The 21,201-nt window shown below is 69.0% G+C and carries 20 protein-coding genes and 1 pseudogene; 17 read left to right on the top strand and 4 right to left on the bottom strand.

Annotated features, from left to right (window positions below):
• Positions 1–629 (top strand): vWA domain-containing protein (locus HF526_RS13320; RefSeq protein WP_239028630.1); only part of this gene is annotated, 629 nt, incomplete at its 5' end.
• A 654-nt stretch (positions 630–1,283) separates the two neighbouring features.
• Here the strand turns inward: HF526_RS13320 and HF526_RS13315 are convergent.
• Complete coding sequence (locus HF526_RS13315; RefSeq protein ID WP_420821615.1) at positions 1,284–2,246, bottom strand: tyrosine-type recombinase/integrase; 963 nt, start codon at positions 2,244–2,246, stop codon at positions 1,284–1,286.
• 343 nt (positions 2,247–2,589) lie between these two features.
• Between HF526_RS13315 and HF526_RS13310 the strand changes: the two genes are divergently transcribed.
• The 14 genes and pseudogenes from HF526_RS13310 to HF526_RS13245 all read left to right on the top strand — a co-directional run bounded on the left by HF526_RS13310 (position 2,590) and on the right by HF526_RS13245 (position 17,160).
• Complete coding sequence (locus HF526_RS13310; RefSeq protein WP_169381718.1) at positions 2,590–3,483, top strand: IS982 family transposase; 894 nt, start codon at positions 2,590–2,592, stop codon at positions 3,481–3,483.
• Between the two features lie 48 nt (positions 3,484–3,531).
• Positions 3,532–3,845: pseudogene (locus HF526_RS13305) on the top strand (IS3-like element IS987 family transposase); the annotation flags it as partial.
• A gap of 509 nt (positions 3,846–4,354) precedes the next feature.
• Positions 4,355–5,077, top strand: a complete 723-nt coding sequence (locus HF526_RS36915) for a TetR/AcrR family transcriptional regulator (RefSeq protein WP_169381717.1) — start codon at positions 4,355–4,357, stop codon at positions 5,075–5,077.
• A gap of 543 nt (positions 5,078–5,620) precedes the next feature.
• A complete protein-coding gene (locus HF526_RS13295) occupies positions 5,621–6,340 on the top strand; it encodes an MlaE family ABC transporter permease (RefSeq protein ID WP_239028629.1) in 720 nt (239 codons plus the stop codon).
• A 28-nt stretch (positions 6,341–6,368) separates the two neighbouring features.
• Positions 6,369–7,220, top strand: a complete 852-nt coding sequence (locus HF526_RS13290; RefSeq protein ID WP_169381715.1) for an ABC transporter permease — start codon at positions 6,369–6,371, stop codon at positions 7,218–7,220.
• Between the two features lie 7 nt (positions 7,221–7,227).
• Positions 7,228–8,466 carry an MCE family protein gene (locus tag HF526_RS13285; RefSeq protein ID WP_169381714.1) on the top strand — a complete coding sequence of 413 codons (1,239 nt, stop codon included), beginning with the start codon at positions 7,228–7,230 and terminating at the stop codon, positions 8,464–8,466.
• Between the two features lie 3 nt (positions 8,467–8,469).
• The gene (locus HF526_RS13280) at positions 8,470–9,618 is read left to right on the top strand and encodes an MCE family protein (protein ID WP_169381713.1); all 1,149 of its coding nucleotides are present in this window, start codon (positions 8,470–8,472) and stop codon (positions 9,616–9,618) included.
• Between the two features lie 3 nt (positions 9,619–9,621).
• Complete coding sequence (locus HF526_RS13275; protein ID WP_169381712.1) at positions 9,622–10,752, top strand: MCE family protein; 1,131 nt, start codon at positions 9,622–9,624, stop codon at positions 10,750–10,752.
• Positions 10,752–12,056: an MCE family protein gene (locus tag HF526_RS13270; RefSeq protein ID WP_169381711.1), complete on the top strand. Its 1,305-nt coding sequence runs from the start codon at positions 10,752–10,754 to the stop codon at positions 12,054–12,056. Before HF526_RS13275 ends, HF526_RS13270 begins: the two co-directional genes overlap by 1 nt.
• A complete protein-coding gene (locus HF526_RS13265) occupies positions 12,053–13,336 on the top strand; it encodes an MCE family protein (protein WP_169381710.1) in 1,284 nt (427 codons plus the stop codon). Before HF526_RS13270 ends, HF526_RS13265 begins: the two co-directional genes overlap by 4 nt.
• Positions 13,333–14,721 (top strand): MCE family protein, encoded by a 1,389-nt coding sequence (locus HF526_RS13260; RefSeq protein WP_169381709.1) that lies wholly within the window; start codon positions 13,333–13,335, stop codon positions 14,719–14,721. Before HF526_RS13265 ends, HF526_RS13260 begins: the two co-directional genes overlap by 4 nt.
• Positions 14,718–15,350 carry a hypothetical protein gene (locus tag HF526_RS13255; protein WP_169381708.1) on the top strand — a complete coding sequence of 211 codons (633 nt, stop codon included), beginning with the start codon at positions 14,718–14,720 and terminating at the stop codon, positions 15,348–15,350. The genes HF526_RS13260 and HF526_RS13255 overlap by 4 nt, the downstream gene beginning before the upstream one ends.
• Complete coding sequence (locus HF526_RS13250; RefSeq protein ID WP_169381707.1) at positions 15,347–16,048, top strand: hypothetical protein; 702 nt, start codon at positions 15,347–15,349, stop codon at positions 16,046–16,048. Before HF526_RS13255 ends, HF526_RS13250 begins: the two co-directional genes overlap by 4 nt.
• Positions 16,045–17,160: an ABC transporter ATP-binding protein gene (locus HF526_RS13245; protein WP_169381706.1), complete on the top strand. Its 1,116-nt coding sequence runs from the start codon at positions 16,045–16,047 to the stop codon at positions 17,158–17,160. Before HF526_RS13250 ends, HF526_RS13245 begins: the two co-directional genes overlap by 4 nt.
• A gap of 68 nt (positions 17,161–17,228) precedes the next feature.
• Here HF526_RS13245 and HF526_RS13240 read toward each other — a convergent pair whose 3' ends face one another.
• The 3 genes from HF526_RS13240 to HF526_RS13230 all read right to left on the bottom strand — a co-directional run bounded on the left by HF526_RS13240 (position 17,229) and on the right by HF526_RS13230 (position 20,148).
• On the bottom strand, positions 17,229–17,933 hold the full coding sequence (locus tag HF526_RS13240; RefSeq protein WP_169381705.1) for a hypothetical protein: 705 nt from the start codon (positions 17,931–17,933) through the stop codon (positions 17,229–17,231).
• Complete coding sequence (locus HF526_RS13235) at positions 17,930–18,598, bottom strand: hypothetical protein (protein ID WP_169381704.1); 669 nt, start codon at positions 18,596–18,598, stop codon at positions 17,930–17,932. Before HF526_RS13235 ends, HF526_RS13240 begins: the two co-directional genes overlap by 4 nt.
• 182 nt (positions 18,599–18,780) lie before the next feature.
• On the bottom strand, positions 18,781–20,148 hold the full coding sequence (locus tag HF526_RS13230) for an FAD-dependent oxidoreductase (RefSeq protein ID WP_169381703.1): 1,368 nt from the start codon (positions 20,146–20,148) through the stop codon (positions 18,781–18,783).
• Between the two features lie 139 nt (positions 20,149–20,287).
• Here HF526_RS13230 and HF526_RS36340 point away from each other — a divergent pair, with 139 nt between their 5' ends.
• Positions 20,288–20,719, top strand: coding sequence for a limonene-1,2-epoxide hydrolase family protein (locus tag HF526_RS36340; protein WP_169381702.1), 432 nt, complete (start codon positions 20,288–20,290; stop codon positions 20,717–20,719).
• A gap of 19 nt (positions 20,720–20,738) precedes the next feature.
• Entirely contained in the window at positions 20,739–21,200 is a 462-nt protein-coding gene (locus HF526_RS13220; RefSeq protein WP_211177146.1) for a nuclear transport factor 2 family protein, read from the top strand.
• The last annotated feature ends 1 nt before the right edge of the window (position 21,201 follow it).

Here is a 21,201-nt window from a genome sequence, read left to right as displayed (position 1 = left end):
TGCCCTACCGGTACCGCTCCGACGACATCGACCTGGACCGCACGATCGAGGTGCTCACCGAACGTCCGGTGCCCGAGGACACCGACATCGTGGTCCGGGAACGGATGCGTTCCCGGCGGGCCGCGGTTCTCATCGTCGACGTGTCCGGGTCGATGCGCGGGGAGAAAGTCAAGATCGCCGCGGCCACCGTCGCCGCGCTGTCCGCGGACCTGGGCGGGGCCGGCACCGGCGACCAGCTCGCGCTGGTGGCGTTCTGGTCCGATGCCGCGCTGCTCAAACCGCTGCAGGCCCGGGTGCCCGCCGCGCGGCTGCTCGACCAGCTGCTGCGCATCCCGGCCCGCGGCCTGACCAACGTGGGGTTCGGGCTCACCGTGGCCCACGCCGAGCTGGGCCGTTCGGCGGCGCGGCGGCGCACCGCGATCCTGCTCACCGACGCCGTGCACAACGCCGGCCCGGACCCGCGCCCCCTGGCCCGCCGGTTCGGTGAGCTGCACGTGCTGCTGCAGACCGACGGCGAACACGACACCCCGCTCGCCCACGACCTCGCCCGCCTCGGCCACGGCCGCCTCGCCCCGGTGCACACCCACCGCGACGTCGCCCCCGCCCTCAACCGCCTCCTCGCCCGCTGACACCCGGACCGGGCACACCCAGTCCGCAGGACCTGTGCCGTTGAGGTGAAAGACTCGCTTCTGGCGTTTCGTAGATTCGGTTTCGAATCAAGTATGCCCCTTCTGTCTTCGTCTCATGGGATCATTCTGCTGCGACCAATTTGTCGCTTTTGCCACACAAGGTGATCGGTGCGGGCTTGGATGCGGGTGAGATTGGCGGCGGTGAGGCGGAGGCAGCTCTCTGCAGCGCCGCAGTCGCGGTCACCGGCAAGGTCCGCCTCTCCGATTCCGGAGGTTCACTCCGGTCAGCGTGCTCGGGGAAGACCTACTGCGCGCAGGACATTCTCGGCGAAGACTGGCATGTGTCGTCGATGCCCGGAAGCTCCAGAGCGGGCATGTTCTGCGCGGCAGGACGCAGAAGGACTCGTTGAGAGGGAGCGGTTCGCCGAGGAGGCGGACTGGGCGTGCGTGCCGCGGAGGTCTGGACGCCCCGTCGGTCGCAGCCGTGCTGGACCACACCTCGCCGGGATGCGAAGACGCGGAGGACACGGAGACGTTTGTGGCGTCGCTGCCAGCGCTCCCCGGGGGCACTGCCCTCAAGTCGTTGATACATTGACGCTTCTATTTGTCAGCCTTAGGTTGACAATGTGGGTCCGGCGAGGGCGTCGTCGGTGGTTACGGACTGGTAGCCAGATCGGTAGCCAGTGACCCGCGCAGTCTTGTGCGAGGCGGGGAGAGCGGACGCGATGATTGAGACGTCGTCTCGCGATCCTTGCTGGTCAGGAACCGATTCCTGCGACCGGTCGACGCCGGTGCGACGCAGTCCGGCTTGTTCACACCGAAGAGGTCACTGGTTCGATCCCAGTATCGCCCACCGCCGAACGGCCTGGTCAGAGGCTCATTCCGAGCCAACCGACCAGGCCGTTCGTCGTTGTAGCGCCCCGAGAGGCAGCAGAAGGGCATCACGCGGGCACGAGCGCGTCGCCTGTGTCGTCGTCCGGGTTCTCGTCGTCGAGCGCCCGCAGGATGCGCGAGGAGTCTTCGGTGCGTCGCGTGTAGAGGTCTAGCGTCGTCGACGAGCGCTCGTGACCCATCACACGCTGCACCATGTTTCGGCGGGACCCCGTCGTCGACGAGCCACGTGGCGTAGGAGTGGCGCAGGTCGTGGAAGCGCAGCCCGCCGTCGTGGCTGCGGGCGACGTGCTTGACCGCTGCGGCCTCCGTCTTGAAGGCCTGCCGGTGCCGCTGGCCGTTGTTAGCGGTCCAGGCCGCCACGTACCCGGCGTCGGCGGGGGTGATCGTTCCGAGTAGCCCGGCGCGGACGAGCGCGGGTCGCCAGACGCGGGCCCGGAACAGTGTGCGTCGCAGCGCGCCGCCGACCTGGTTCGCGAACACGAGGTCCGCCGCACCGGGCGGGTAGCGGTCCAGATGCTGGCGAAGGATCGTCACCAGCCAGGCGGGCAGCGGCACGCTGCGGCGTCCGGCGTTGGACTTCGGGTAGGGCTTGAACGACGTGTGGCCGGCGACCTCGATCACGGTCCGGATCACGCGCAACCGGGCCCGGTCGAGGTCGAGCGCGTCCGTGCAGAGCCCGACGGCCTCACCCCAGCGCAGGCCGCACCCGCCCGCCACGGCCACGAGGCCCCGGTGAGCGTGGGGGACGGCGGGAAGCAGACGGCGACGGAACGTCGCGCGTTCGATGACCTGTTCGTCGGTGTCCCGGCGCCGCCGTTTCTGGACCTTCACGTCCTCGCACGGGTTGAAGGCGATGAGCCGGTTCCGCCCCTTGGCGATCTCACGCCAGAACAATCGCTGCACGTCCCGGCGATGCGAGGGCTTCCCCGGCGACTTCATTGGGGACCTGCCCGTCAGCTCCCGCATCCACCCAGCTGGCCTGCCCATCACACCTCCACGACTAGACGAGTAATTCCTAACGTCGGGGCGGCCGTAGACGTGGGCGGAGGGTGTTCAAGATCAGTTTGTGACGACCGACCTGAACACCCTCCTGACCGCACTCTACGTCAAGATCGACGACCATCTGGGCCGTCGCACCCGCACGGGTAGACCGCCCAGGCTCTCCGACGCCGAGTTGCTCACCCTCGCCGTGGCCCAGGTCCTGCTCGGGGTCCGCTCGGAGGCCCGCTGGCTGCGGTTCGTGCCCCGGCACCTGCCCGGCGCGTTTCCGTACCTGCCCGGCCAGTCCGGCTACAACAAGCGCCTGCGGGCGGCGGTGCCGCTGCTCAAGCGCCTGATCCGGGTGCTGGCCACCGACACCGACCTGTGGACCGACCCGGTCTGGGTGGTGGACTCCACCCCGGTGGAGTGCGCCCGCTCGCGCCCGACGGTGAAGCGGTCGAACCTGGCCGGCTGGGCCGGCTACGGCTACTGCGCCAGCCACTCGCGGTTCTTCTGGGGGCTGCGCCTGCACCTGGTCGCCACCCCGGCCGGGCTGCCGATCACCTGGGCGCTGGCCGACCCGAAACTCGACGAACGCCAGGTCCTGATGGCCATCCTGGACCACGACCCCACCCTCACCGGCGACCGGCCCGGGCTGACCATCATCGCCGACAAGGGCTACGTCTCCGCCGAGCTCGACCGCTACCTGTCCGAGCGCGGGGTGACGCTGCTGCGCCCGTCCTACCGCAACCGCACCCCGCGCCCCGGAGAGCACCTGCTCAAACCGATCCGCCAGCTCATCGAGTCGGTCAACGACACCCTCAAGGGCCAGCTCGACCTGGAGTTGCACGGCGGGCGCAGCACCGCCGGCGTCGGTGCCCGCGTCGCCCAGCGCCTGCTCGCACTCACCGCCGCGATCTGGCACAACCGCGCCACCGGCCAGCCCGTCACCCGATCCCTGATCGCCTACGACCACTGATCGAGTTCGGACTTACTCGTCTAGGTGTTGCGACGACCAGTTGAGTCCGCCCAATACACGTCCATCGCCTACGCCGAGCGTCTCGCCGTCGCCGGGCCGCACCGTCGGTCGGGACGGTCGGCGACGCCGATGACAACGCCCTGGCCGAGTCAACCATCGGGCTGTTCAAGACCGAGCTGATCAAACCGAGAGGGCCCTGGCGCAGCGTCGAGCAGGTCGAGATCGCCACCCTCGAGTACGTCGACCGGTTCACCACCGACGACTCCACAGCGCCGCCCGGGGACATCCCGCCCACCGAACTGGAGACGGCCCACTACCGTCAACGAGCACGTCAACCGGAGTCACAGCGCTCAAACCGATAGCCCTCCGGACACGCCGGGGCGGTTCAGTCTGCAGCACCGTCCGGGTCACCCCGGCCAACAGCCCGTTCGGGCCGACCAGTGACACGCCGGGCTGGCGGGCCTTCTCGATCAGCTCGTGGGCCAGTTGGACGTCCAGGCCCGCCGGCGGTGCCGACGGGCCTGCCTGCTCGACGGCCGACTCGCCCGTCGTGCCGATCTCGGTCAACGATGATCCTTCCCGGCCGGAGCTGCCGCTCCAGCCTGCCGGATCACCGCCTCACACACGATCTTGCTGACAGACCCGACCGGGAGGAAGCCGGGCGCGTCGCGGGCCAGGAGGTCTTCCAAGTCGTGGACCTCTAAGGTGCTCGAGCGACGATGTGGTAGGGACCGAAGGCCTCGGGAGCGGCAGCTCGACGAGCGCGGCCGTGACGAATTGCGGGACATAGTCACGGCTGGGGTGGGTCGCTTGGTATGACGACTGATCAGCTGGACCGGCTGGTACCTTCCGACCCGCTCGACACAGGGCCGTGGGGGCGCGGCGTCGGATCGAGGGGGCAGCCACGAGCGGGAGAGCCGAGGACCGCGCGGGCGGAGAGATCGGACGCCGGCGGCGCGCCGCACAGGAGGCCGGCGGCGAGGAGTACGTCACCAAGCGGCGGGAGGTTCTCGACGCCGCCGCAGTCGTCTTCCAGCGCAAGGGCTACCAGGCCGCCACCCTGCACGATGTCGCACGGGAGCTGGGATCGGACCGGGCGACGCTCTACTACTACTTCGCCGGGAAGCAGGAGCTGCTCCGTGGCGTCGTCGACGAGTCCGTCGACGAGATGGTGTCGGGGGTCCGCGAGATCGCGCGGTCGGACGCGACCGCGCGGGAGAAGCTCCGGAACCTCGCGGACCACCTCATGGAGGTCTACGAGTCCCACTTCCCGTACCCGTACGTCTTCATCCAGGAGAACCTGAAGGCGACGTGGCAGGAGAAGTCCGAGTGGGCAGAGCGGCTGACGGCCCGGGTGCGAGAGGTGCAGAGCCAGGTTCGGGGCATCGTCGAGCACGGGATCCGGGACGGCGAGTTCCGCAGCGACATCCCGGTCGAGCTCGTGGTCAACGGGCTCTTCGGGATGGTGAACTGGTCGCACCGCTGGTTCCGGCCGGGACAGCAGCACAGCGGCGCGGACGTGGGACGCGCGTTCGCAACTCTCCTGCTCGACGGTCTGGGCGAAGCCGAGCACCGTCTGAAGCCTCGCGACTGACCATCGCCCTTAGTGACCGGTGAGCGTGTCCCGAACGCCCGAACGAGTTGCTGTGATCGCGAGGATCCTCGGACGGCACCTGAGAGTTGCTCTGGTCGCAAATAGTCGCGTCATCTAGTTTATGCTCGTGAGCGCCACGCCCGACGCTTCGTAGAGCTTGCCGGAGTCGCGTGTCGCAACCGCACGGCCGACTGCGCTCCGTGTCCGCGCAAACCAGCCCGATCGCGTCACGACCAGCGCGTAACTCGCGTGTTGACGGCTCGTTGAGCGTGTCGAGCGACACTCGCGCGGCTTTCGTCACGACGACGTGTCCCTGTCCGTGCTCCACGCCAAAGGAGGCGTCGTGACCAGGCTTCACCTCGGTGACCGGCCCAGATGGTCGAGCGGCCATGTATCACCCTCCAGGGGCGTCGAGTGCAGCTCGACGATTCTGGAGGTCTGATGGTCGCCGAACAGAGTGACGCTCGGCCGAAGCCCATCCCTCGTGGTCATGTGCCGTCCCGCGCGGAGAGGATCGCCAAGCCCATCGGCGGATTCCTGGCGATGGCGGCGGACACCGTCGTCGCCACGTTCAAGCCGCCCTTCCAGTGGCGGGAGTACGTCCAGCAGTGCTGGTTCGTCACGAGCGTGGCGGTGGGCCCGACGATTCTGCTGGGCATCCCCTTTGTCGCCCTGGTGACCTTCCAGTTCAACCAGGTGCTCACCGAGCTCGGCGCGATCGACCTGGCCGGGACCGGCTCCGCCTTCGCCACGGTGACGCAGATCGGCCCGATCGCCACGACCTTCATCATCGCCGGCGCCGTCGCCACGGCGATCTCGGCGGACCTGGGCGCACGGCGCATCCGCGAGGAGATCGACGCGATGGAGGTGCTGGGCATCGACCCGATCCATCGTCTGGTCGTGCCCCGGGTGCTGGCCGCCGCGACGATGTCGATCTTCCTCAACGCGCTGCTGATCCTGATCGGGATCGGGGGCGGCTTCTTCTACTCCGTGTTCCTGCAGGGAGCGAGTCCCGGTGCCTTCATCGACACGATGAACGTGCTGGTGGGCAACGACAGCCTCGTGTCGGCGACCGTCCGCGCCTGCATCTACGGCTGGCTGGGCGCCATGATCGGCTCCTACCGCGGGCTCACCACGTCGGGTGGGCCGAAGGGCGTCGGCAACGCAGTCAACGAGACCGTGGTCTACGTCTTCCTGGCCCTGTTCCCGGTCAACACCTTGTTCACCCAGCTGTCCTACACGCTCGGGTTCGTGAGCAAGTGATCCACGAGACGAGCGAGAGGGAGGTCTGATGGCGAACGTCGCAACGCGCACCGGTGAGGCGCTCAAGCGCGGAGTGGGGGCGCCGTTCAAGGCCCTGGACGACCTGGGCCGCCAGGCCAGCTTCTATGGCGAGGCGGTCCGGTGGGTACCGAAGGCACTCAAGAGCTACAAGCGGGAGCAGATCAGGCTGATCGCCGAGGTCGGGATGAGCAACGGCGCCCTGGCGGTGATCGGCGGCTCCTCCGTGATCACCTTCTTCATCACGTTCTTCGCCGGCCTCAACGGCGGCGTCCAGGCCTACTACGGCCTCAAGAACCTCTCCCTCGAGGCCTTCGCCGGTTTCTCGGGGGCCATCATCGTGCCCCGGCTGTTGGTCCCGATCATCGGTGGCGCCGCGCTCGCGGCCACCGTCGGCACCGGGTTCACGGCACAGCTCGGCGCCATGCGGATCAGCGAGGAGATCGATGCGCTCGAGGTGATGAGTGTGCGATCCCTCCCGTACCTGGTGAGCACCCGCGTCGCCGCGGGCATGATCACGATCATTCCCATCTACGCCATGGCGATGGTCGGCGGCTGGCTCGCGTGGAAGCTGCCGTTCATCATGTTCTACGGGTTGTCGGATGGCACGTACGGCCACTATTTCGACACCTTCATGCAGCCCGAGGACATCTTGTACGCCCTGGTCCAGGCGGTCGGGATCGCGATCGTCGTGATCCTGATCCACACCTACTACGGGTACACCGCGAAGGGCGGGCCGGTCGGCGTCGGCGAGGCGGTTGGCAAGGCCGTCCGGGCCTCGCTGGTCGCCGTCATGGTCGTCTGTCTGCTCGTCGCGACGGCCCTGTACGGCAGCTCCGACACGATCCGGATCTCGGGGTGAGGCGGCCGTGAACTCCTCCGGCCTGTGGGGCCGTACCAAGTACAAGATCTACGCGCTGGTGCTGATCGCCGCGTTCGTCGGCCTGGCCGCCGTGTCGGTCGTCGCCTACAACAAGGGCTTCACCAGGTCTATCCCGGTCACGCTGCAGGCGGACCGGGCGGGCCTGCAAATGCGCCCGGGCAACATCGTCAAGATCCGGGGAGTCGACCTCGGCCGGGTCGAGAAGGTCGTCCCCGACCCCGACGGCAGCGGCGTCTCGATCGTCATGGATCTGGACCCGGAGCTGGCCAAGGTCGTGCCGGTGAACGCCGTCGCGAGCCTCGAGCAGCTGACGGCCTTCGGGAACAAGGCCGTGCAGCTCTCCTACCCGCCGAACCCCTCGTCCGAAACTCTCAAAGCGGGTTCGGTCATTACCGCAAACCATGTGACAACCGAGGTCAACGATCTCTTCGACAAGCTGACCCATGTGCTGAACGTGGCGCAGCCGGCGAAGCTGAACACGGTGCTGGGCGCCTTCGCCGAGACGCTGGACGGGAATGGTGACCGGCTCGGGGCGAGCCTGAGCAAGGCCAACGACTACCTGGGCAAGATCAACGGCGATCTCCCGCAGCTTCAGCGCGACTGGCAGGCCACGGCCGGCTTCGCCAACGTCTACGCAGACGCTGCCCCCGACATCGTGGCCTTCCTCAGCAACCTGGGCGTCACCTCCCAGACGCTCGCCGACCGGACGACCGACGTCCCCGGCCTGCTGCACGGCCTACAGAACATCGGCAACGAGGGCGACGTGTTCTTCGGGGAGAACGCCGAACCGCTGACGACCATGCTGGCGTCGCTGCGGCCGACCACGAGCCTGTTGAAGGAGTACTCGCCGGCGCTGACCTGCTTCCTGCAGGGCGCGGCCGTGTCCTGGGACAAGGTCTCCCGGGTCGGCTTCAACGAGACCGGCGCGATGTTCACCGCCACCCTGGCGCTGGGGGCGAACACCTACCAGTACCCGCGCGACCTGCCGCGGGTCGGGCCGGGTGCGATGAAGGGGCCGGACTGCCACGGGCTGCCGAACGTCGGTCAGCAGGATCTCACCAAGCTCGACGAGACTCCGGACCCGCCCAACCACTTCTCGCCGACCAACACGCCGCAGCCGTCGGACCCGCCGGTGCTCGTGCAGATGTTCGGCCCCGACGCGCTGCTGCCCGGCGCCACCGGGAACCAGGGCAAGCAGACCCCCGGCCAGACAGGGGGGCGCTGAGACATGGCACGCAGGGATAACGCTCTCGCGGTCGCCGGACCGCTGACGAAGAGCATCATCTTCGCGATCATCGGCTTCCTGATCCTCGCCGTGCTGTGGATCCAGTTCGGCCAGATCCGGTTCAACAGCCAGAAGACGTACTCGGCGATCTTCACCAGTGCCTCGCAGATCCTGCCGGCCTCGGCGGTCACGGCGGCGGGGGTCAACGTGGGGCGCGTCGACGACGTCGAGATCGTCGACAACGACAAGGCCAAGGTCACCTTCACGATCGACGCCTCCGTCGGGCTGACGGACGGCACCGAGGCCACGATCAAGTACAAGAACCTGACTGGTGACCAGTACCTGGACCTCACCCCCGGTGCGGGCTCGACGACGCCCCTCGCCGACGGCGCGACGATCCCGGATTCCCGAACCAAGCCGGCGCTGGACCTGGACGTGCTGCTCGGCGGCTTCAACCCGCTCTTCCAGGGTCTGCAGCCGGACCAGATCAACCAGCTGTCCAACGAGCTGGTGAACGTTCTGCAGGGCGAGGGCGGCACGATCAACTCCGTCTTTGAGCACGCCGCCTCGTTCACGGGCTCGCTGGCCCAGCAGGACCAGGTGATCGGCAGTGTGATCACCAACCTGAACACCGTCCTGGGCTCGCTCGACAAGCACCAGGCGGACCTGTCGGCCACGGTGGAGAAGGCGCAGACCCTGGTCAGCCAGCTGTCGACGGACCGCCAGCAGCTCGTGACGGGGCTGCAGAAGACCTCGGACCTCGCCCAGGGCATCGGCGACATCGCCAACGCGCTGCGCAGCGGACATGACACCTACACCGAGCTCGGTCGCGCGGCGAAGGTCTTCACCGACCAGACCCCCGAGTTCGACCGCATCCTGCGGCTCCTGCCCGGCGCCTACCTGCGCATGGGCCGGGCCAGCGTCGGTGGCGCGGCCTACAACCTCAACGTCTGCGCGGTCACGCTTCGGCTCACCGGTCCGGACGGCAAGCCCTACTTCACCCCGCAGATCGGTCCGAGCGACAACAGCCTGCGGTGCAGCCGTGACGACGTCGCACCGCTCGAGGGGTCCGACGGCACGCCGACCCAGTACGGCGGCCCGCCGAACCCCTGGGACGGCCAGGCCGTCGCTCGACCCGGGAACGGAGGCTGAGAGATGAAGATCCCCCGATTCCGCGAGATCAACCCGCTCCGCACCGCCATCGTCGGGGTCAGCGCCATGGCCGTGCTGATCGCGGGCGCGTTCGCGATCCCCTCGTTGCCCATCGTCGCCGGCCCGACGTACGAGGCGGACTTCAGCGAGGCGGGCGGCATGCAGGTCGGCGACTACGTGATGGTGGCCGGCACCAAGGTCGGCGAGGTCACCGACATGGAGCTCGACGGGGACAAGGTCCACGTCAGCTTCACGGCCAAGGGCGTCAACCTGGGTGACCAGACGTCCGCGCAGATCAAGACCGCGACGCTGCTCGGCAAGCGCTTCCTCGGCCTCACCCCGGCCGGGCCGGGAAAGCTGGACGGCACCATCCCGCTGTCCCGCACCACCTCGCCGTACAACATCTCGGACACCCTGAACACCTTCACCCAACAGGTGAAGGACTTCGACAAGCCGAAGATCGAGGAGGCCCTGAACGCGTTCTCCGACGCGTTCAAGGACACGCCGGTGAACTTCGCCGCGACGATGCAGAACGTCAGGGCGCTGTCGGACACCATCAGCTCCCGGGACGCGGCCCTTCGCGAGCTCCTGGCCCACGCCAACGCCGTGTCCGGAGTACTCAACGACCGCACGGCGCAGTTCCAGTCGCTGATCGTGGACGGCAACTCCCTGCTCGCGGAGCTCCAGGAGCGCCAGCAGGTGCTGGACGAGATGTTCGACAAGATCAACTATGTGGCCGAACAGGCTCGCCAGTTCGTCAACGAGAACAACCAGCAGCTCGGCCCGGTGCTCGACGAGCTGAACGGCATGCTGGGCACGATCCAGGACAACGACCAGAACATCTCGCTGGCCCTCGAGCGGCTGGGCAGCTTCGTCGGCGGCCTGGGCGAGGGCATCGCGACCGGGCCCCGGTTCAACGCCGAGGTCTACCTGGGCACCCAGGTCTTCAACTACACCGACCTGCTCCGTCAGGTCGAGAACCCGCAGGCCCCGCGCCTGCCGGGAACTCCGGGCCTGCCCGGGCTCGGCCCGCTCCCGAACCCCCTCGACGCCCCGCCGAGCGGCGCGGGTGCGAACCAGCCGAACCCGCAGCCCCCGACCCAGACCCCGCTGATCCCGTTGGGAGGCAACTGATGGCCGGCTCGACGACGGCGGCCCTGAAGAAGGTGCCGCGGCTGGTGGGCGTGCTCGCCGTGGTCGTGGTGCTGCTGGTCGCGGGTGCCGCGGCGTACATCCTGCTCGGCGGCGGGACGAAGACGGGCACGGCCTACTTCACGCAGGTGAAGAACGTCTACCCCGGCGACTTCATCCGCATCCTCGGCATGCAGGTCGGCAAGATCGACGCCGTCACCCCGGAGACGAACCAGGTGCGGGTCGACTTCCACTACGACAGCAAGTACACGCTGCCCGCGGACGTGAAGGCGGCCGTCGTGTCGCCCACGCTGGTCGCCACCCGCTACATCCAGCTCGCGCCGGCCTACACCGGCGGGCCGGAGTTCGAGGACGGTGGCGTCATCCCCATCGAGCGCACGGCGTCGCCCCTGGAGTTCGACGACCTCAAGAAGCAGCTCGGGGACCTGTCGGACGCCCTCGGCCCGAACGGGGTGAACAAGGACGGCGCACTGAACCGAGCGCTCGACACGATCGACGCAAACGGTCGGGGCCAGGGCCAGAACTTCCACGACATGATCGAGTCCCTCTCGAAGGCGGCCAAGACCGTCGCGGACGGGCGGGATGACCTGTTCGGGACGGTCCGCAACCTGGCGGCCTTCTCGGGTGTGCTCCGACAGTACGACTCGCAGATCGTGGAGTTCGACAACCGGCTCGACGACGTGTCCGGGATCCTCGACCGCAACAGCGACGCGCTCCGTGACCTGCTGCCGAAGCTCGACGACGCCGGCCACAAGGTGGACGACTTCCTTGCCCAGCACGGCGGCCAGCTCACCGACACGGTGAACAAGGCCGGGTCAATCACCCGGACGCTGGCGGACGAGCGCGACAACATCGCCAACGTCCTGCACATCGGCCCCAACGCGCTCACCAACTTCAACAACATCTGGGACCGGCGGCAGCAGGCCGTCGTCGGCAGCCTGGCGGTGAACAACTTCTCCGGTCTCGGCGGCCAGGGCGACCAGCTCTGCGCGATCATGACCCAGGCCGCTGCGGCGGACATGAAGAAGGGCCAGGAGATGTGTGTGCAATACCTGGGCCCGGTCTTCAAGTACCTCGCGGTCAACTCGCCGCCGGTCAACGTCAACGACCCGGTCGAGGTCACGGGCGGGACCAGCCCGACCTACGGCGACGTCGCGAACGGCACGGCGGACACGAACCAGTCCCCGAACGGGACAAACTCCGACCTGCCGCGCTCGTCGACCGCCAACGGCAACGACCGGACCTACTCGGGCGGCCTGCTCGGGATCCTCGGAGGGGGGCGATGAGCGTGCGGCAGACACCACGGCGGCCCCGGCGGGTGCTGCTGGCCGCCACGGCGGTCGCGACGACCCTGGTGATGAGCGGGTGCTCGTCCTACAAGGGCATCAACTCGGTGAGCCTGCCGGGCACCGTGGGGACGGGCAAGGACTCCTACCAGGTCACGATGAAGCTGGACAACGCGGCGAACCTGGTGCCGAACTCGCCGGTGATGCTGAACGACGTCAACGTCGGCACCGTCACCGACGTGTCGCTCGACGGCTGGACGCCAGTCGTGACCCTCAGCCTGAAGAACGACGTGAAGCTGCCCGCCAACGCGGTGGCGAAGCTGGGCCAGACGAGCCTTCTGGGCAGCCAGCACATCGACATCGGGCCGCCGACGGACGTCGCGCCGGAGGGGAACCTGCCCCCCGGCGGCCAGATCGAGGAGGACCGGTCCTCGCGCTACCCGCAGACCGAGGAGGTCCTCGCGGCCGTCGCGCTTCTACTCAACGGCGGCGGCCTGCAGCACGTGCAGACCATCACGACCGAGCTCAACCGCGCGTTGGGCGGACGCGAGCAGGACGTGCGCAACCTGCTCGGCCAGCTCGACACCTTCACCGGCGGGCTGGACAAGCAGAAGAGCGGCATCATCGCGGCCATCCAGGGCCTCGACCGCCTCGGCGGCACCCTCGGGCCCCAGATGGACCAGGTCGACCACGCCCTGCAGGTGCTCCCACAGGGTCTGCAGACCCTGAACGAGGAGGAGCCGGACCTGGTCAAGGCGCTCGACGCGCTCGGTCGGGCCTCCGACTCGATCGCCCCGTTCGCCAAGGACGGGTCCGAGCAGCTGCGCGGTGTTCTCAACGAGCTCCGCCCGGTCCTCAAGGGCACGGCCGACGCGCAGGGCGACGTCATCACGGCGCTGAAGCTGCTGCCCTTCGTCGTGTTCCCGCTCGACGAGATCCCGTACGCCTTCCGAGGTGACTACGTGAACATCCTTCTGACCCTGGACCTGACGACCGAGCAGCTGGACAAGATGCTGCTCGCGGGTACCCCCGCGGCCGGCGCGCTGGCCGGGGTGACCAAGGCCGTCGCAAACACGGACCTGCGGCAGAACCCGGCGATGCAGGCGAACAACCCGCTGCTCCCGCAGGCGCTGGGCGCCCCCGCCGCTCCGGCCCCGGCCGCCCCGGCTCCCGTCGGCCCGGCCCCGGCGCCCGCCCAGTCCAGCGGCACGCCGCCGACCGGCGACCAGGGCGGCGGCGAGCAGGGTGGCCTCCTCGGCGGGATCGGGGCTGACCGGTGATCACTCCCTACGTGCGCCGGCAGCTGATCGCGTTCGGCGCGCTCACCCTGGCCGCGGTGCTCGTGATCGTCTTCGTCTACGCGCAGGTGCCGACCCTGCTCGGGTACAAGCAGATGAACGTCACCGCGATCTTCCCGGACGGGGCGGGCATCTACCGCAACGCCAACGTGACCTCCCAGGGCGTCGGCATCGGCAAGATCACCGACATCCGACTCACGCCGGACGGCGTCGCGGTGACGATGCGCCTGGACTCGGACGTGAAGGTCGAGGCCGACGCACGCGCCGAGATCCACAGCGTGTCCGCGGTCGGCGAGCAGTACGTCGACCTCGTTTCCGACAAGCCGGACGGGCCCTATCTGACCGACGGTGCGGTCATCCCCATGAACCGGACCCAGGTGCCGGTGCAGATCGCGCCCGTCCTGGACAAGGCCCAGAACCTGCTGGCGTCCATCCCGGACCAGGGCCTGGAGACCTTCCTCGACGAGGGGGCCAAGGCCTTCCACAACCTGGGGCCGGACTTGCGCACCCTCTCGGACAGTGCCCAGCAGTTGCTGGACACCGCGGACGCGAACTACACCCAGACGTCGCAGCTGATCCGCGACATCGGGCCGCTGCTCGACACCCAGAACCAGGCCGCGGACCAGGTGCGCGGGTACTTCGCGAACCTCGCCCACTTCACGGGCGTGCTCCGCGACGGCGACCAGTACATCCGCTCCGGTTTCCCCGCCGTCGGCCATGCCGCGAACAGCGCTGCGGACTTCCTGCGGGAGAATGAGAACGGCGTGCCGATCCTGGCGTCGTCGACCACGACGCTGGGTCAGGTGCTCGGGGTGTACCGGCCGGGCATCGAGCAGGTCCTCGTGACCTACCCGGTGGTCATCGGCTGGGAGCAGCTCTTCGCCGCGGACACCCCGAACTACGGGTTCCACGTGGCGGCCGAGCTGGAGGTGCACCAGAACTGCTCCACCGGCTACCAGCCGCAGATGGCCCGCAACCCGCAGGACGTCAGCGACGCGGAGGCCGTGCCCGGGACCTATTGCAATGTCCCGCACGACGACCCCCGCGTCGTCCGGGGCGCGCGCAACATCCCGTGCCTCGAGGGCGACACCCGCAAGCGCGCGGCGTTCGTCCAGCAGTGCCTCGGCGAGGCGTCGGACGAGCCGGTGCCGGGCAGCGCGGGCAGCGTCATCGCGCCGGGCAACCCGCTCGGCTCGATCGACCTGCCGCAGCGCGGCCCGCTCACCCCGCCCGACACACAGGAGCCCAACCCCCTGGCCGGCACCCGGCGCGACGAGCCGCTGTCGATCTTCGGGGTCCGGGGTTCGCACGACGATGGAAGGGACCAGACATGGCAGTCGCTGCTGACCGCGCCCGTCGGTCGATGACAGCCCCGCACGACGACGTACCGACGGAGATCGCCCCCACGGTGGACGCGCCCTCGGACGGGCATCCGACCGAGGTGCTCCCCGTCGCCGACGGAGAGGGGACGGTCGCGAAGGAGGTGTCGGCCGACGAGTCGACGCCGGGGCGCCTGCGCTGGGTGCTCCCCACCGGCATCGCCCTGTCGGTCGCTCTGGTGGCCCTGCTGACGTTCGGCACGATCTTCGGGGCCCAGACCGTCCGCGGCTGGCGCCTGGAGAGCACCCGGTCGGACGTGGTGGCCGCGGCCAAGCAGGTCGCCGTGAACCTGACGACCTTCGACGCCGACACCGCCGAGGCGGACGTCAAGCGTCTCCAGGACTCGACGACGCCGGACTTCGAGAACGGGTTCGCCCAGGACGCCGACGCCTTCGTGAAGGTGATCAAGGACGGAAAGGTGAAGATGACGGGGCAGGGTGCCGAGGCGGGCCTGCTCACGTTGGACGGGGACAAGGCCACTGCGATCGTGGCGGTGAAGGCGCAGGTCTCGACGGCGCAGAACCCGCAGCCCGACCCGCGGGACTACCGGATGAGCATCAGCCTGGTGCACCAGGACGGCCGTTGGCTGGCGAACGGAGCGGAGTTCATCGCATGAGTGTCGGCGAGGACATCGACGTGCGCGCACCAGCGCGCGACCACGAGTCCGACGGCCCCGAGGCGGCGGACGAGGGAACCACCACGAAGGAGCGCCGCACCCGGCGGCGCAGTAGCCGCGAGGACGGGGCCGGAATCGCCCGCAGAGCGACCTGCGCGGTCACGGGGCTGCCGCGGCGGGCGACGGCCCTGGTGCGACGCATCGTCGCGGCCATCCGGCGACACCCGGTCCGCACCGTGCGGTTCCTGGGAATCGTCGTGGCCGTGGTCGCCGTCGCGGTCGGCGTGCTCGGCTACGAGGCCCACCAGTACTCGGCGACCGCCCAGGCCCGGGACGAAGCGTCGGCGAAGGCCGAGGACGCGGTGGTGAAGGTGCTGTCGTACAACTTCCGCACCATCGACCAGCAGGTCTCCGACACCGCGCCGCTGCTGACCGGGAAGTTCAAGGACGACTACGCCTCGCTGGTGCGGGACGTCGTCACCCAGCCGGCCAAGGACCAGCAGGTGGCGATCCACACGGCCGTGGTGCAGGACTCCGTGGTCTCGAGCTCGCCCGACCAGGTTGTGCTCCTGATGTTCGTGAACCAGCAGGCCGACTCCGGCGCCAAGGCGAACCCGGTGCTGACCGGAAGCCGGCTGCGGGTCACGATGGACCACGTCGACGGCAGCTGGCTGATCTCGGAGTTGACGCCGGTATGAGCGGGGGAGTCGAGGTCCGCGTCGAGGGGCTGACCAAGTCCTTCGGCATGGCGAACATCTGGTCGGACGTCAGTTTCACGATGCCGAAGGGCGAGATCAACGTTCTGCTCGGCCCGTCCGGCACGGGCAAGTCGGTGTTCCTCAAGTGCCTGATCGGGCTGCTCAAGCCCGAAGCCGGGTCCATCTTCATCCACGACATCGACCTGGTGCGCACCAGCGCCGAGAAGATGTACGAGATCCGCAAGCTCTTCGGCGTCCTGTTCCAGGACGGCGCGCTGTTCGGGTCGATGAATCTGTACGACAACATCGCCTTCCCGCTGCGTGAGCACACGAAGAAGTCCGAGCCGGAGATCCGTCGGATCGTCGCCGAGAAAATGGAGATGGTGGGGCTCGCCGGGGACGAGATGAAGCTGCCCGGGGAGATCTCCGGCGGCATGCGCAAGCGCGCGGGCCTGGCCCGGGCGTTGGTGCTCGACCCGGAGATCGTGCTCTTCGACGAGCCGGACTCCGGGCTGGACCCGGTGCGCACGGCGTACCTCAACCAGCTGATCGTCGACCTCAACGAGGCCACGGACGCGACGTTCCTCATCGTCACGCACGACATCAACACGGCTCAGACGCTGCCGGACAACATCGGCATCATGTACCACAAGCACCTGGCGATGTTCGGTCCGCGAGAGCTCCTGCTGACCAGTGAGGACCCGGTGGTGGCGCAGTTCCTCAACGGCCGTCGCGAGGGGCCGATCGGGATGTCGGAGGAGAAGGACGCGAGCGAGAAGGCGGCGGAGCAGGGAATCCGGATCACGGTGCCCCCGATGAAGCCGCAGCTGATGCCGTCGAACCGCCGCAGGCGGGCGGCCGAAGACCGCCGGCTGGAGAGGGTGATGGGCATGCTCCACGAGCTCCCGCCGCGCGCCCAGCAGGCGATCGTCGACAGCCTGGCCGATGCCGACCGGCAGCGCTACGGCCTGGTCGGCGCCGGTGCGCCGGCATCGGGAGGGCCTGCCGCTCCGAGCAGTGGGCGGCACCTGTTGCGTCCGCCGGCGCCGCCGATGCCTCCGCGACCGCCGAACGGAGGATGGCGCGGGCCGATGAGTGGGCCGCCGCGATAGCACCACGAGATATGACGAAGGGGCCCGGCCGGAGATCCGGCCGGGCCCCTCGTGGCTTTCCGGGTCCGTCAGATCGGACGGAAGTCGGAGACCAACCAATGGCCGTCGACGTGCTGCAGGTCCATGCGCATCCGGCTGCTCTGCGCACTCGGGTTCGGTTGCGCCGGTGTGGTGCGCCGGGTGTTCATGAACAACAACACCTGCGCGTGGTCGGAGTCCGAGGAGATGATCCCGGCCTCGGCGACGTCGGCTGTCATCGTCGCCTGGTCCTGCTTGACCATCGGTGCGACCGACTCTGTCGCAAGGCGCGTGAAGTCGTCCTTGAAGGAGCCCGTCAGACCGTTCCCGACCGTGGCCAGGTGCTGATCGACGGTGTCCGGGGCGTAGGACAGGAGTTCCGATGCCTCCCTCTTGGCCGTGTCGAGCGCCGCAGCGGTCGCGCTCTCCTGGGACGCCGTGGCCGAGGTGATCCAGAGGGCCGCACCGTCCGCGATCAGCAGGGCCACGGCGACACCGGCGAGACCGAGGCGGACCCTGCGCCCACCGGGAAGCCGTGGACGCCGCTTCCGCGGCAGCTCGACGACCGGTAGCTCGGCCGCGCCCGTTCCCGTCGGGCGCGTCTCGTCGGTGGTTGCGTCGTCCGGCCACCGCGCCGGCTCGGGCGTTTCGACATCGCCGGATTCGGTGCCGATGCTCTTGCCGGTGTCACCGGTCGTGCCGATGTTCTCGTCGGTGTCGGTCGTGTCGGTCGTGTCGGTCGTGTCGGTGCTCATGGGAGGAACTCCACGTCGGAAGTGAGCCAGCGACCGCCGACATGCTGGAGCTCGATGGCCATTCGGTAGTCGGCGGGGGACTGTTGTTGCGGCGACTGCGCCGACGTGATGTGTGCGCTGGCGGCGACGAGGACGCGGGCGCCGTCGTCGTCGACATGATCGGGCGCGACGGCGACGACCTCGCCGTTGCTGGTGACGCCACCCTGCTGCAGGAAGGCGATGAACGCCTGCTGGTCACGGGTCATCTGGTCGTGGAAGTCACCCGTGCTGCTGTCGACCAGGGCCTGGACGCCCTGGTCAGCCCGGTCGTGGCTCAGCGTGGTGAGGGCCGTGGCGGTGCGGGTGGCGGCGTCGACGGCCTGGGCCCGCAACGCCTCCTGATGGTTCTGGTCCGCCCAGCGGACACCGAGCCCGGCACCGCCCGCGGCCAGGAGGACCACCGCGGCGCCCAGTAGTGCCGTGCTGCGTCGCCCACGTGAGGACGGGCCGGAGCCGGCTGTGCGGTTCGCCGGCTCCGGGCCCGCCTCGCCCGCAGGAGAGGGGGATCCGGGCGAGGTCTCGGGTGCGTCGGTCGCCGCTGCGGTCGCCGCCTCGTCGGTTGCGTTGTCGGTCGTCGCGTCCTCGGGTGGGGAGTCGGTCGTCGTGGTCCCGTCTGCCGATGGCACGGGGTGCTCCTCTCGGGGCGACCCGGTCCCACGAGACCCCGCCCGGGAGCGGGGCGGGACGAGTCGCCGGTCGTGGCGACGTCACGGTCGCGGGGGCGGCCTCGTCGCGCTCCAAAACTGCCCGGGGGGCAGTTGCGTCTCCACTGGAGTCAACGAACGAGTTGTGTCCCGGGTGCGGGCAGCTAGCCGACCGGACCGGGAATCGTCGTCGGGTCGAGCTTCGAGGAGGTCCTGCCCTCAGTGATCCAGCGCTCGACCTTCTCGCGGATCGCGGGAGCGGTGAGGAGCTCGGGCTTGAAGTAGTGCCCGACGTACTTGACCGCGAGGCTGACCTCGGCGTCCTCGGTCGCGAGCTCGGACAGCGCTTTCTTGAACGCCGCCGCGTCGGCCGAGGGCGGCTCGATCCCGTCCAGCTCGGCACCCTCGTAGGCGGAGTCCGTGCCGACGACGATCCCGAACACGGTCTCGATGGTGGCCGTGAAGTTCCCCTGGATGCGGCCCGCCAGGCCCGGCTCGCGCAGGTCCGACACGTCGGCGAGGGTGTCCGCGAGCAGGACCGCCTCCACGGCGGCCAGCGACATGCCCTGCCCGTAAAGGGGGTTGAACGACATCACGGCGTCGCCGATCGCGACGAAACCCTCCGGGCGGCGCTCGAGCCGTTCCCAGAGCCGTCGGCGGCTGCCCGGCATGCGGTACGCGACGACGTCGCCGACGGGCTCGGCCGTCCGGGCGACCTGCCCGACGACGGGGCTCGCGGCCCGGTCGACGAACTCCAGTAGCGACGGCATGTCGCGTGGCGGGTCGACGTTCATCATGCTCAACGCCGACACCAGGTGAAGACCGTTGTCGCAGGGCACCACCGAACCGCCGCGGAGGTTGCGCGGGTGCGGGTGCGACAGCACGCCGGCGACACCGGTCGGCAGCGCGTCCTCCGGTAGCCGCACCGGCACGGTGGTGTACCCCACGTAGGAGCGGAGTTCCTGCTCGCCGGGGGCGTCGTAGCCGAGGTCGCTGATCCACGTCGGCGCCTTGGACGAGCGGCCGCTGGCGTCGATCACGAGGTCAGCCGGGACGTCGTCCGCCCCTCGGAGCGAGACGCCGACGACGCGGGTGCGGTCCTCGTTCGCGACCAGCCCGGTGACGTTGCCCTTGAGTACCGTGACGTTGGGGAGGGTGAGGACTCGCTTGCGGATCACCCACTCGATGAGCGGGCGCCGGGCGCACACGACCTTCGCGTCGCTGGGTGCCCGTCCGGTCCAGCCACTGGCGGTGTAGACGGCGAGATCGCCCGGCCCGTCGACCAGGGTCCCTCCGGCCTCCTGGAGCTCGGCGACGATCCCGGGAAGCAGCCGTTCCATGTTCTGCTGGCCCACGGCGAGCAGCGCGTGCACCTGCGTTCCCTGCGGCACGCCGCGTCGGTGCTCCGGGCCCGCCGGCAGGTCGTCCCGTTCGACGATCGTGACGGCCTCCGACGCGGGACTCGCGGCTGCTGCGGCGAGCAGTCCTGCGATGCTGCCGCCGACGATGACAGTGGTCTGGCTGGTGCCCACGCTGGCTTACCTCCGAGCGGCGCCGGCGCTGCGACGCGCCGATGGACGAGTTGTCAATCATTTACCGCGCGACTATCGTACGACGTCACCGGGGGCTCCCCGCAACCCACCCGATCAGTGCCAATGGAGGTCACGTCCGGTGAAGCTCAGTCCCGCCACCGAACCCCGGAACGAAGCCGAACGCGTGGTCGTCGGCTTCCTCGATGCCTGGGGTCCGGGGGCCTGGCCGCACATGCTCGAGTGCTACGACACCTGGATGACCGACGATGTGTCCTGGGAGAACACCGGTTCGCCGCCCTGCAAGGGCAAGGCCGAGGCCATGGAGTTCCTGAGTGTCCTGCACGAAACTCTGGAAATGGAGTACTGCACGGCGGAGCTCCACAACGTGGCCTCGCGCGGGAACATCGTCTTGACCGAGCGCACCGACCGCGTGCACCTCGCCGATGGCACCGTCGCCATCGAGATCCCGATCATGGGCACGTTCGAGGTCCGCGACGGCAAGATCGCCCGCTACGCCGACTACAACGCCGATTCCCCCATCAGGGAACGCTTCCCCCGGCACAACGTCTGAGGCGAGAGGACCCATCGACGTGGACGACAACCTGCGCGCGGCCGTCGAGCGGCTGGTCGCGATCGAGGAGATCCGGCAGCTCAAGGCCCGCTACTTCCGGTTCGTGGACACCAAGAAGTGGGACGAGTTCGCCGGCCTCTTCACTGACGACCTGAAGATCGACTTCGAGGAGTCGACGAGCAAGCCGCTGACGAAGGACCAGTTCGTCGCGTCCGCCGAGCGGCACTTCACCGGCGCCATGTCGGTGCATCACGGGCACGTCCCGGAGATCGAGATCATCGACGCCGAGCACGCGCGCGGCATCTGGCCGATGTTCGACCTCGTCGAGACCCCGCCGGAGAGCAGCTACGACTCGCACACCGGATGGGGGCACTACACCGAGGAGTACCGCAAGGTGGACGGGAAGTGGCTGATCTCCCGGACCCGGCTCTCGCGGCTCAAGCGGGTCGTCCTCGACAAGCAGCCGTCGCCGACCTCCTGAG

Origin of the sequence: Pseudonocardia acidicola, assembly GCF_012911935.1 — a bacterium.
Taxonomy (GTDB): Bacteria; Actinomycetota; Actinomycetes; order Mycobacteriales; family Pseudonocardiaceae; genus Pseudonocardia; species Pseudonocardia acidicola.
The sequence above is the reverse complement of the archived record's forward strand: the minus strand, read 5'-3'. Positions and strand labels throughout refer to the sequence as shown.